This is a genomic window from Alcanivorax xiamenensis, assembly GCF_009846745.1.
Taxonomy (GTDB): domain Bacteria; phylum Pseudomonadota; class Gammaproteobacteria; order Pseudomonadales; family Alcanivoracaceae; genus Alloalcanivorax; species Alloalcanivorax xiamenensis.
This window is the reverse complement of sequence record NZ_AQPF01000005.1, coordinates 153215-165104: the sequence shown is the minus strand read 5'-3', so window position 1 is coordinate 165104 and position 11890 is coordinate 153215. Positions and strand designations below refer to the sequence as shown.

The window sequence follows — 11890 nt, the reverse complement described above, 5'->3', positions numbered from 1 at the left end:
TGGTACCGGTTTGATTCACGCCAAGAGTGGTATGGGGGAGAGCTTGAAGTCGGCTGACAGAGCGGTGGGTTACACCGACGGGAAGTTGAAGACCTATCTGAGCCATCGCACCGCTCTGGTGGACTATGTCGCCCGCATCACCGGTTGCCGCGCGCGGGCTGAAGATCTGGTCCAGGATGTTTTTTTCCGTTTCGTGCCAGGAAACGAAGGGTCTCCCGCTTCGTCGGGGGTCGGCTACCTGTACCGTATTGCCCGTAATCTGGCGATTGATTTCGCGAGGCGGTCGGCGATGGAAACCCGCCATCAGAATGAACGGATGGTTGAGTGGCTCAGACCCCAGGAGATACCGGGGCCGGAGCAAATTGTACAGCAGCGGGCAAACCTGGAGAGAGTCGCGGATATTCTGGATGACCTTCCGGAAAAGGAACGTATTGCCGTCGAAATGCACAGGGTGGGTGGGTATACTTTCGCTGAAATCGCAGACAGGCTGGGTATTTCCGTTCCCACCGCGCACCGGATGGTGCGTAACGCCGTGATCAGGATCGCGGCGGAAATGGAGTAGACGGGAGGCTGTTCTGCTTAAGTTCATCGAGTCCGGACCCAACATGCCGACTTTCCACCATCAGGACCCGGATCGGGACCGCGAGCCGTCGTCCGTGCCGGATTCCCTTCTGTTGCAACAGGCGACGGACTGGATGCTGGCGCTTGAGGCGGCGCCGGATGATCGGCGTTTGCGCCGCGAAGTAAGCCGCTGGGTAGCGCGGAACCGTGAACACAAGGCAGCGTGGGATCGGGTCAGCCGGGCCTGGCAACTGATGGGCACGATGCCGGTCGACCGGGCCTCCTGGCCCGATGCTTCCGAACCCAAGCAAACCGGATGGCGGCGGCCTCCGGTCCGCTGGCTGGTGGGCACGGCGCTGGCGGCCTGTTTGATGATCGCCGTTCTCCCGGGCCTGGGCCTGCGTTGGCCGTTGTGGGTGGATCATGTTTCCGCGGTGGCGCAGTCCCATATCCTCACCCTGCCGGATGGCACCCGTGTTCAGCTCGGTGCCGACAGCGCTTTGAATGAGCACTTCGATGGCCGGGAACGCCGCGTGGAGTTGATGCGTGGTCAGGCTTTTTTTGACATCGCGCCGGATGCCTCGCGCCCTTTTATCGTTACCGTCCGGGGTATGGAGATCCGCGATATCGGTACGGCTTTCGATGTGTTGGCGGGAGAACGTCAAGCCGTTGTCACCGTGCAGGAAGGCGAAGTGGTGATCTCGTCGCGGGCGGTTGAGCGTCATGTGCTTCCCGGCGAGCAACTGGTTTTAAACCCGGACGGTGGTGAAGCCCGCCTGCATCATCTTCCCATCGACCGTGTCGCCGGCTGGCGTGAGGGGAGGCTATTTGTGCAGGACCGCTCGGTGGCCGATTTGCTGGACACTCTGAGGCGGTATTACAAGGGGTACATCCTTATCGCCGATGATGACCTCGGCGCTCGCCGGGTCACCGGAAGTTACGATCTGACCGATGTGGACGCCGCGCTGGCGGCGCTGGTTCGTCCCCATGATGGCCGGGTTATTCATGTCACCCCTTTTTTGCGGGTAGTCCTCGGCCCGTCCTCCTGAATTTTCTACGTTCCCAACGTCAACTCACGCGTCTCCGAAAAAAAATTGCCGCCTGATCGTTATATCCCCTGATACCCACGGAATGCACGGCATTTCGATTTAAATGGTGGAGAAGCGACATAATGACAGGATGGTGTTGGCGTGCCCGGCGTGGGGCGGTACCGCCCTTGCTCCGGTTTCTGATGATGATGTTGGCGGTGGCCTGGCCCTTGGCCGTGACGGCACAGCAGGAGAGTCGTGCTTTGATTGACTTCGACATTCCCGCCCAGCCTTTGCCCACGGCACTGGATTCTTTTTCTCGCCAGTCCGGACTACAGGTTTCCGCCGACGCCGGCCAGTTTGGCGGGCATTACTCCCGGGAGGTTCATGGCAGTCTGGCGATTCAGGAAGCGTTGAATCAGCTGCTTGGTGGCACCGGCTTGCTCTGGTACATCGCCGACGGCAAAACCGTGGTGGTGGAGGCGGGGCCAGCCGCCGGGGACGCCATGGTGCTGGACCCGATCAAGGTGCAGGGTCGCGCTTCGGCGGAAGACAAACCCTACACCACGGCGGGTTCGGCCGCGTATATCAGCCGCAAGGAGATCGAGCGTTTCAGGGGGACGTCGGTGGGCGATATGTTCAAGGGCACCACTGGTGTGCTGGTGGCGGAGAACCGCAACAGTGGCGGTCTGAATATCAACATTCGGGGTATGCAGGGGCAGGGCCGGGTGCCGGTGCTGGTGGATGGCGCCCGTCAGGAAACCACGGTTTACCGGGGCTACGCGGGGGTCACCAGCCGAAGCTACGTGGACCCGGACCTGATCGGCGGGGTGGAAATCGACAAAGGGCCGACCATGACTGCCGGTGGTACCGGTGCCATCGGTGGATTGGTGAACATGCGCACCATAGACGCTGATGACATCGCCAAGCCCGGCAATAGCTATGGTCTGCGGTTGCGCGGCAGTTTGATCGGCAACAACAGCGGTTCGCCGGCGGATCTCGGCACCCAGGCGGGTTATAACGTGGGCGGGTTGGGCACGCCTGGCCATTATCGTACCGACTGCCAGCCCGGCAGCACCCTGTGTGATGGCAACAACAGTCTGGACAATGCCTATCCCACAGCGAAGACCATGGGCAGGCCGGGCTCCGGTGACTTCGAAGGCCACGCCGGCAGTCTGGCGATGACCTGGCGTCTGGCTGGTGCCGATCTGGTGGCCGCCTACGCCCAGCGCAGACAGGGAAACTACTATGCTGGTGAGCACGGTCCCACGCCCACGCTGGATCTCTCGGAACGCTATGACCGTGGTTTCTACACCGAGATCCGTCCCCGGGTGGACGGCGCCTCCCGCATTCGTGGCGGCGAGGAAGTGGTCAATACCCATTTTGAAAGTGAATCCACGCTGCTGAAGACCCGTCTTTATCCCAGTGACGACCATATCCTGGAATTCAGCTGGTTACGCTACGACAGCGAGTATGGTGAGTTAATGCCCTCGGAATTACTCTGGCTGGGCCGCATCAAACAGACCGAAGCCTCCGAGGTCACCGCCAACACCTATACCGGGCGCTACCAATGGCAGCCGTTGAGCAGTGACTGGCTGGACCTGGATCTTCACCTCTGGCACACCGATACCGAGAGCCGCAACAACAGTTATTCCGAGGAAATGCTGGAACTGCTCGGCGGCGGCCGGCCCGGCACCGAGATTTATCGCCGCTGGGGCGGAGATCTGACCAACACCACTTCGCTGCCGCGCTTCGGTGATCTGCAAGTGCGTTATGGTGTCGCATGGCAGCGGGAAGAGGTTAAACCGAAAGATGAGAATGCCGGTGAAGCCTTCGCCATGCGTGACGGCGAGCGACAGGAAACCAGCGCTTTCCTGGCCATGAAATGGACCTTCGTGCCGACCCTGACCCTGGATGCCGGTATCCGCCATACCCGTTACAGCAGTGACGATAACAGGCCGGTGGAAGTGAACGATCCGGACAGTCCTCATTGCGTGGATGGTAATGGTGACGGTGCTTGTGACTCGCTCTTCAATGACTTCAGCGGTTCCGGCTCCGCGCCCATGGTCAGTTTGCTGTGGGAGCCGCTGTCCGGTTTGCAGTTTTACGGCAAGTACGCCGAGGCCTTGCGCATGCCGAGTCTGTTCGAAACCACCGCCGGCTTTTCCGTGGCGGCGGTGCCTGGTCAGCGCATCAAACCGGAGCGCGCCAAGAACCGGGAAGTCGGCATGAACATTCTGAAGGATGATCTGTTCACCGCTGGAGATGCCCTGCGCTTCAAACTGGCGTACTTCGAAAACCGCACCGAGGATTATCTCACTCGCACCATTCCCAACACGTGGGACGACACCAGCATCGGCTCCAACGGTCTGCTGTTCCGCATTCAGAATCTGGAAAGCGTGGAATTTCACGGCCTGGAGTTATCACTGGAATACGATCTGGGCTGGGCCTACGCGGAACTGGGTGGCACCCGCTACAACAATATCGAGTTGTGCCATGAAGGTAGTTACCGTCGCCAACGCTGTACCGACTACGGCGTGGCCAATAGCTACATCAACAACATGATTCCGCCCAACTGGCAGGCCAACGCCACGCTGGGGTTCCGTTTGCTTAACCGCACTCTGGAAGTCGGCGCGCGCAATACCTGGATGGGAGCCCGTAACCGGGTGCCGGAATACAACGACCAGACCCAGGGACGTTTCGCCACACCTATCCCCTGGCACCAGTACTCCATTCTTGATGCTTTCCTGACCTGGAGCCCCAACGACACTTTCTCGCTGGACTTCAATGTGGATAACGTCACCGACCAGTACTACCTGGATGCCCTCAGCCTGGGCATGGTGCCGGCACCGGGGCGCACCGCCCGCCTTGGGTTCACCTTGCAGTACTGAACAAGACGGCGCGCAGATGCAGGTTCCCACATCGCCTGGAGACGGTGCTGTGCCACAGTTCGCTGACACGCAACACGCTAACACGCCAATCGCGGCTAAAGCGAAGGGCCGCCCGGCCCGCTTCCCATGGAAGGGGTTAGCGTGCCGGCGTGTTGCGTGTCAGCGTGCAAGCGAATGCTGGGACACGGCCGTGAAATTTTTCCGGCGCTGAATCGTTGTACCAATGAAAATGAGAATCGCCCTGTTCACGGGCGGGCTGCCTTATTGCTGGAGACTTTGCCAATGGCTGTGCTGATCAGACCGATATCCCTGTTTTGTTTGTTATTACTGCTTGCCGCTTGTGGGGGCGGGGGAGGAGGCGGTGGTGGTGGCGGCGTCGCGCGCCCGGAGGCGAATGTCAGCGCCGATGTCACCGAAGTGAACGCGGGTGAAGACACGGTTCAGTTGGACGGCAGCGCCAGCAGCTCGCCCAGCGGCGATATCACCACCTGGCAATGGCGTTTTCTGAGTGTCCCGGAGGGCAGCGAAGCGGCTCTGGACGGCGCCGACACCGATCGGGCCAGCTTCACTCCGGATCTACCCGGCACCTACGTGGTGCAACTGGTGGTCAACGATGGCGCCGCTGACAGTGCCGACACCGCGCCCAGCCGGGTCACCATCACTGCCCTCAACCCCAATCCGCTGGCGGTGGTGACGGAAGAAATCAATTGGATCCTGGGCACGGTGCAGCTGGACGGCTCCCGCAGCCTGCCGCCGGACGGTGGCGATGCCAACCTGCTGGTCTATGACTGGACGCTGACGCAAAAACCCGAGGGCAGCAGCGCCGAACTGGATAGCGGCAATCTGGCTTACCCGCGCTTCACCGCCGATGAGGTGGGCCGCTACCAGGCGCAACTGGTGGTGCGCTACGGCGACAAGGCCAGCCAGCCGGCCACCGTCAACATCAATATCGTCGAGGAAAAAGCCCCGCCAGTGGCGGCCATCGCGCCGCTGGACGAGACCGTTCCGCGCGGCGAGATCGCCACCGTGGATGGCTCCCCCAGCGAGGATCCCAATGGCGGCGAGCTTCAGTACCGCTGGCGGTTTACCAGTCTTCCCGCTGGTGCCAGCGGAGAGTTTCTCAATGGCAGTGACAAGCAGGCCCAGGCCCGCTTCGTGGTGGATTCGGCCGCCAGGGCCTTCTATCGCCTGGAACTGTGCGTCTATAACGGTGTTTCCAGAACCTGTACCCGCCCGTTTCAGGTGAATGTGGCGGCCCCGGAGGGGGAGAACACTCCTCCAATTGCTGTCATCGCTCCAGCCTACAACGCGACCTGGGAGGCGGAACGGGGAGCCGCGATCAATACCAGTGGCGGCAGTTCCTATGACCTCGATGGCGATGCCTTGACCTACCAATGGGAGCTGGTGTCGGCGCCTGACGGCTTTGATGCGGAAGCGAACAGCAGTCTGGACAGCTGTACCAACAGTACCTGCTGGCCCGGCTTTACGCCCACCGTGGATGGTGACTACGTCGTTCGTCTCACTGTCTCCGATGGTGAAGCCAGCCATTCCGTGACCGAAACCTTCACCGCCATACTGGGGGCCAATCGTCCCCCCTCGGCTTCCGCCGCTATTGCGGGCGCTGCCACGGTGCTGGTGGGTGTGACGGCCACGTTCGATGGCGAAGGCAGCACTGACCCTGACGATAACCGGCTCGATTACCAGTGGACGCTGTTGGATCGCCCCAATAACAGCGAGGTTGTTCTGCAAGGTGAGAACACGGCCTTCCCCACGCTGACACCGGATCAGGCTGGTCCCTATATCGTGAAACTGGTGGTCACCGACGAGCACGGCTGGGCGTCCTCAGAGCGGGAGGTGGTGCTGATGGCGAAAAGCGCCAACAACACCCCGGTAACGCGTATCTCCAAGCTGAGCCATCTGTATACGAGCCCACCGTGGATGACCAGCCAGATTCACTGGGATGCGGAGCAGCCTTTTGTTATCGCTAGTGAATGGGAAAATTATTTGTATAACGACACACCGATTGAGTATCGGCGTGATTACTTCCAGCTGCTGGCGGATAGTTATGATCCCGACCAGGACCCGCTGAGCCATCTATGGTCCTTGGTCGAGGCGCCGCAAGGTAATCGCATGGAAACGAACAGTGCCAATCTTTGCGACGGTGATAACTGGCACCCCTTCAATAGCCAGGAAAGCTGGGCTGAGTACCAGGATCGGGTCGAGCGAATGAGGGAGTGGGCCTGCGCCGATCCTCAGTTGTCTCCTACTGAACCGGGCCGCTACGTGTTCGAGTATTCGGTTTACGATGGCAGTGAGTTCGCCGGCCCTTTTACCGCCACCGTTCAGGTGGTGGACCGGGAGAATTATCCGGGTCTGCTTCTGGAGGTGCCGGTAATGGGGCAATCGGGTCAGTTGGATCCACCTCCAGCATTGATTGATGGTGACCAGAATCTTCGCCAAGCTGTATTTCCTCTGGAAGTAAGAACAGGAAATTCAAGGAGTGGTGGCGCCTTTTATTGGGGTGGCCCCATTCAATTTTATACGTTCCGTTTGAGCGCCGTGGGTGAGGATTTTACCCTGGTGGACCTGGCCACACCCTCCAATAACCCTCTCTATGAGCCCCGGTTCATGGATCTGACCCATGACCGGGTCATCACGGAAGGCTATGTGATTCCGCAGGGTACCTCCATTGATGTCGCCTGGCAGGTGGTGGTGCCCAATTCAGAAATACCCGCTAATTACACAGAAAAAGACACCTTGCAGGATCGTATCGCCGAGGCGGAGATCACGGGCTTTTTCCGGGTTCAGGAACGGGAGGGTTGGACCTTCTCCCTTGGCGGTATCCCTCGTAGCTAGCCTTTTGTTCTGAAAATCCTGCGCCATCAAACGCCGGGCCCCTGGGTCCGGCGTTCTTTGTGACGGGCGAGAAATGTGAAAGCGTCCACTTTTTACGTTTAACGGAAGAAAACCATGAAAAATCTTGTCGCCGCTCTCGTTACTTATATGAGAACGCAAATCATTTGTGTTCTTGCCGGGCCAGTCCCGGCGGCCGGAGCAGGGCTAGGGATGGAACAAGGATGTTTCCCGGTTTCCGGCCACTTCTAAATTTCATTGATCAAGGAGTCAGAGTAATGAAAGCAATGATGATTAAGGCGGTACTTGGTGTCGCTGTCCTGTCTATGTCTCAGCTTGGCGTTGCACAGACGAAGACCTTCGCTGGTGATGTTAGCGACGGCACCTATATCGCGGTCGGCAAGTCAGGCGGCCCCTGGGGCCCGCACCAGCCGAATCTCGCTGGTATTGGCGTGGAAGCTGGTGGCATGAGCAAGAGCCAGATTGTGGATATTGGTTTTCTTGCTAGTGTAGGGTCAACGGTTGGCATCGCAAAAGTTCTTAACATGGCGGGCACTAGTCCTGTGCCGGATCATACAGGGCTGGGTGTATTCAGCTTTGTTCAGGTGGGTGGCTCGGACGTATGGTTTGGAGAATTTTCCTCTCAAGGTGCTCCTAATTTTGATGCCCGTTCCGTGTTTTACATCGGCGAGAACACCGATGTTTCCATGCCCACGTCTGGTGAAGCGATCTATGCCGTCAACGGCTTGAACCATTTCGCGGTAGCAAGCGATGCACTTTCGGTCCCTGCAGGAGGACAATTCAAAGCTGATTTTGGTGCAGGAACTGTTATAGGTAGCATTGAAAACAGTTCGCTGGGTATTAGTGTCGACGCCAGTATTGCCGGTTCCTCATTCACCGGCACGGCCGAAGCCTATAACCCAGCCACTTCCGCCACCCTCGATGCCAACGGCGTAAGCAAAGGCGAGTTCTACGGCGCCGACGCGGCCTTCCTGGCCGGCATGGCCACCTTCGTCAATAACAGCCAGTACGACACCTCCTTCGGTGGGGAACGCGGCGCGATCACACCCTGATCCGTTGGTGTTCCGACGCCTGAAGTCGAGTCGGGGGCGGTAGCAACCGCCACCCGGCTCTTTTTATCTTTCCGCTATTGTCTGCCCGCGAGCTTTCCGACATGCGCTTTTTCGCGTTATTCCGTGTTGTTCCTCGCCACGCCCCGTTGCTTTATTTGACCCTGCTGGTTTTCGGGTTGTCGCCGCATTTCGCCATCGCTGATCAGGACACCGAGCTGCGTTTGCAGCAGGGCATTGAGCGCACCGCCCGGCAGCGTGAGCAGGAGCTGTTGCGGGAGGAACGTGCCAGGGATGAGGCGCTGCCGAACCTGATCATCAATGGACAGGAACATGAAGTGCGCCGCAACCGCGACGACCTCGGCCGAGCCTTGTATGTGGCGCTGCGTAGCCGTAACTGGACGGCGGCGGCGCGCTTTCTCGATGTCTATCGGGAGCTGGAGAATCCGGACCCGATACTGCTGCACTATGCGGAAGGCAAACTGGCCCGGCTGCGTGGTGATCTGAGCCGGGCGGAGCAAGAATTCCGCTCTCTGCTGGCGTTGAACGATGCGTTTCTGCCGGGGCAGTTGGAACTGGCCAGGGTACTGTTCGAGAATCAGAAAAATCGCGAAGCCGAAACCCGTTTTCGCGATATTCTGGCCCGGGTGGAGACGGTTCCCGATCAGGACAAGACCGCCGGAGTCAGAAGCACGCTGGAAAATTTTCTTGAGGCACTGAAAGAACGCCGTGGTTGGCAGGGTCGTATCGCCGCCGGGCCCGGTTACAGTGACAATATCAATCAGAGTTCCGAGAATGAAACCTGTTTGATCTGGTTTGCCGAGGGGCTGTGCTACGTCCGCCGCACGGCGCCGGAGGCGATAGGCACCGAAACCCTCAGCTATGAAATGAGTCTGGACAAGGATGTTTTCTTGCCGGGCCATCACGGCCTGTTCTTCCGCGCACTGGCTTATGGTGATCGCTATCGTGATCACAGTATCTATAACCAGGACACGCTCAATGCCAGTGCCGGTTATCGCTTCCGTGACGTCAACGATGTGTACGGTCTGGCGCCGCTGTTCGAACACGCCCGTTACGGTAACGAGGGGCTCTACGATGCCTGGGGCGGGCGTGCCGAATGGATGCACTATCTGTCGCCGCGCACCGCCTTCAAGTTCGAGGGCAGTCATAAACGCATGCGTTATCGCGAAGTTTATTCCCGTTTCGATGGCGACATGAGCAGTCTGTACGCCACTGCCTGGCACCGGCTGGGCGCGGACTGGACCCTGTTCGGCGGCCTTGACGGCGTGGACCGTAATACCGAGGAATCAGTCAGTTCCTACCGCCAGTATGGTGTGCGACTTGGGCTTGCGAAGCCGCTGATGAGGGGGGTGGAGATGACCCTGCTTGCTTCCCTGCGTGACAAACGCTATGACGCTTACAGCGCTTTGCTGGGTGAACGCCGCGAGGATAGAGAGCAGCGTTATATCGGTATTTTCAGCTTTCCACGCTGGTCCTTCGCCGGAATCGTTCCTGGTATCAATCTGGAATACACCAGAGTCAAAAGCAACGTGGACTGGCTTTACAGCTTTGATGAGAAAGTCATCGGGTTCAAATTAGAGCGCCGTTTTTGAGCTAAGCACACCATCGTTTCACATCGTAGCGATCGCGGATTCCCAAGATCAGCCGGAGGCGCGCTGCCAAGAATCCAGAGGCCGGCTCGTTTCCGACGGAGAGAGCCAGGAAACTGTGTGGGAACTGCCTTGGCAGCGAATCAATGTGCAGGCGTACCAGCGTATCGTTTGTCTGTGAAATCCGAATTCCGGCCTTGGGGTGCTTCTCCAAGACGGTGCGGTTAATAAATCAGCGTAACGCCCGCCAGGTGCAGAGTACGCAAATCCAGTTCCTGTTCCAGGGTGGCCCAGGCGCGGTCCAGGTTGTCCAGACGGAATACGGCGCTGATTGGTCTGCTTGCCTTTTCTGTGTCGAGGAAGACCGCCCGTCCCGCTCCGAAGCGGCGCAGGCGTTCAGCCACGGATGCCAGACTTTGTTGGCGGAAGATCAGCAGACCACGGCTCCAGCCGGCTTCCTGGGAGGGGAGCAAGTCGCTGGCGAAAAATTGGCCGGCATTGAACGTCAGGCTGTGGCCCTCGGCCAGATCACGATTTTGCCCTCTGTCATTGGAAGAAACCCGGATGCTGTGTTCCAGCACGCCGATCCAGCCGCCCTCGGGGTCGTCCAGACGTACCGCGTAGCGGGTTCCTAGGGCGCGGCTTTCGGTTCCGCCGGCCTCCACGACAAAAGAGCGTTTTTCCTGACCGGCACGGGGTGCGGGGCTGAAAATCGCCTCGCCGCGCCGCAGCCGGACCCGCCGTTCCTGATCCGAATAGTCAACGTCCAGGGCGCTGTCGCCCGCCAACTGCACCTGGCTGCCATCCTCCAACGTCAGAGTGCGGATTTCTCCGGCCTGGGTAACGAAATCCCCTGGCTCCTGGATCCAGGGCCCGGTACGCCACACCATCACCAGAGCCAGGAGTGCGGCGGCGGTGGCCAGCGCGGGAGTGAGCCGGAACCGGCGCGCCCGTCTTGAAGGCGGTGTCTGAAAGACGGGATCATCCGCCAATTGCCCGCTCAGTTGCCAGGCTCGTTGGGCGCGGCGGTAAGCGCGCTGATGAGCCTCATCCTGTCCCAGCCATTGCCGCAGACGTTGGTGATCAACCTCCGACCAGTCGCCATGGTGCTGCTGGACCACCCACTCCGCCGCGCGTTGGTCCAAGTCGTCACTGCCTTGTTCGTGGTCCACGATCCACCATTGCGTTTCCGTGTCCGTTGTCATGGTTCGGCCTGCTCCAGTCCGCGGGAAATGGCGGTGATCGCCAGGACCAGATGTTTCTGCACCGAGCTGGTGGAGATTCCCAGGTGGCTGGCGGTTTCGTCCCGCGTAAGCCCCTGGATCCGTGATAGCTGAAACACCGCCCGGGTAACGGGCGGTAGAGACAACAGTATATCCCTGAGCCGGTCCATTTCCTCCTCCTTTCCCGCCAGTTGCTCCGGCCCGGGGTTGGGATCGACCACCGTGTCCAGAACGAGAGGCGCGAGGCTGTCGGTGGCCCGCGTTCGAGTCTGACGTAAATGATCAATGAGCAGGTTGTTGGCGGTGCGGAACAAATAGGAGGGTTGGTTGGCGATGGCGCTCAGATCATGGTGACGAGCGATGCGCGTGAAGGCCTCTTGAACGATGTCCGCGGAGAGATCGGGATCGTTGGTCTTCTTCTGCAGATATTGCCGCAACCTGTTGGCGTATTGACGGAATAGTTCTTCAAGCACTGGATATCGACCCCGCCGCCCCTGAAAGGTGGGCAACAGAATATTGATAATGATTATTGTTTGCAAATCTATGTAGGGCATAAAAAAAGTATATTTATTCCCAAAAGGTATATTCGGTTTTCTCTCCGCTTCGTTCTTAAGGGACAGGTAATGAAAATTATTATCGTTTGATGGGTGGAGT

General features: G+C 59.2%; 8 protein-coding genes. 6 read left to right on the top strand and 2 right to left on the bottom strand.

Annotated elements, in window-relative coordinates:
- Positions 1 to 43: 43 nt before the first annotated feature.
- The 6 genes from A6D6_RS05790 (at position 44) to A6D6_RS05765 (ending at position 10016) form a co-directional block, all read left to right on the top strand.
- Positions 44 to 562, top strand: coding sequence for a sigma-70 family RNA polymerase sigma factor (locus tag A6D6_RS05790; protein WP_159660187.1), 519 nt, complete (start codon positions 44 to 46; stop codon positions 560 to 562).
- Between the two features lie 43 nt (positions 563 to 605).
- The gene (locus A6D6_RS05785) at positions 606 to 1610 is read left to right on the top strand and encodes a FecR family protein (RefSeq protein ID WP_159660186.1); all 1005 of its coding nucleotides are present in this window, start codon (positions 606 to 608) and stop codon (positions 1608 to 1610) included.
- 122 nt (positions 1611 to 1732) lie between these two features.
- Positions 1733 to 4480: a TonB-dependent receptor gene (locus A6D6_RS05780; RefSeq protein ID WP_159660185.1), complete on the top strand. Its 2748-nt coding sequence runs from the start codon at positions 1733 to 1735 to the stop codon at positions 4478 to 4480.
- Between the two features lie 282 nt (positions 4481 to 4762).
- Positions 4763 to 7336, top strand: coding sequence for a PKD domain-containing protein (locus A6D6_RS05775; RefSeq protein ID WP_159660184.1), 2574 nt, complete (start codon positions 4763 to 4765; stop codon positions 7334 to 7336).
- 275 nt (positions 7337 to 7611) lie between these two features.
- Positions 7612 to 8406: a Slam-dependent surface lipoprotein gene (locus A6D6_RS05770; RefSeq protein ID WP_159660183.1), complete on the top strand. Its 795-nt coding sequence runs from the start codon at positions 7612 to 7614 to the stop codon at positions 8404 to 8406.
- Positions 8407 to 8507: 101 nt separating this feature from the next.
- The gene (locus A6D6_RS05765) at positions 8508 to 10016 is read left to right on the top strand and encodes a surface lipoprotein assembly modifier (protein ID WP_159660182.1); all 1509 of its coding nucleotides are present in this window, start codon (positions 8508 to 8510) and stop codon (positions 10014 to 10016) included.
- A 221-nt stretch (positions 10017 to 10237) separates the two neighbouring features.
- Here the strand turns inward: A6D6_RS05765 and A6D6_RS05760 are convergent, their stop codons facing one another.
- Together A6D6_RS05760 and A6D6_RS05755 are read right to left on the bottom strand one after the other, a co-directional pair.
- Positions 10238 to 11218 (bottom strand): FecR family protein, encoded by a 981-nt coding sequence (locus tag A6D6_RS05760; RefSeq protein ID WP_133490493.1) that lies wholly within the window; start codon positions 11216 to 11218, stop codon positions 10238 to 10240.
- Positions 11215 to 11709, bottom strand: a complete 495-nt coding sequence (locus A6D6_RS05755) for an RNA polymerase sigma factor (protein ID WP_159660181.1) — start codon at positions 11707 to 11709, stop codon at positions 11215 to 11217. Before A6D6_RS05755 ends, A6D6_RS05760 begins: the two co-directional genes overlap by 4 nt.
- Between the last annotated feature and the right edge of the window lie 181 nt (positions 11710 to 11890).